This window comes from Acidovorax sp. Q11, from assembly GCF_054950075.1.
Genome location: NZ_JBUDZG010000112.1, coordinates 1 through 336, shown reverse-complemented (window position 1 = coordinate 336; position 336 = coordinate 1). Strand labels below are relative to the sequence as shown.

General features: G+C 65.2%; 1 pseudogene. It reads left to right on the top strand.

Annotation, left to right across the window (positions count from 1 at the left end):
* Positions 1-336, top strand: a pseudogene (locus tag ACYZGB_RS22910) (IS110 family transposase); the annotation flags it as partial.

The window sequence follows — 336 nt, the reverse complement described above, 5'->3', positions numbered from 1 at the left end:
ATATTCGCCCCGTGCGTGTGAAGTCAGTGGAGCAACAGGCTTTGCAGGGGCTGCACCGCATCCGCTCCCTGTGGATGGGCACCCGCACCTCGCGCATCAATGCCCTGCGGGGGTTCTGTCGGGAGTTTGGCATCGCTGTTCCTGTAGGTGCGCGCACGGGCATCGAAGTCATCGGCCGCGTGCTGGCCGATCCACAGTCGGCTGTGCCCGAGCTGATCCGCCACACGGCATCGCAGTTGCTCGAAGAGATCCGGCTCCTGGAAGCGCGCATCGCCCAGGTGGAGAGACAACTGAGCCAGGCTGCCAGGCAAAGCCCGGCCTGCACGCTGCTGCTGT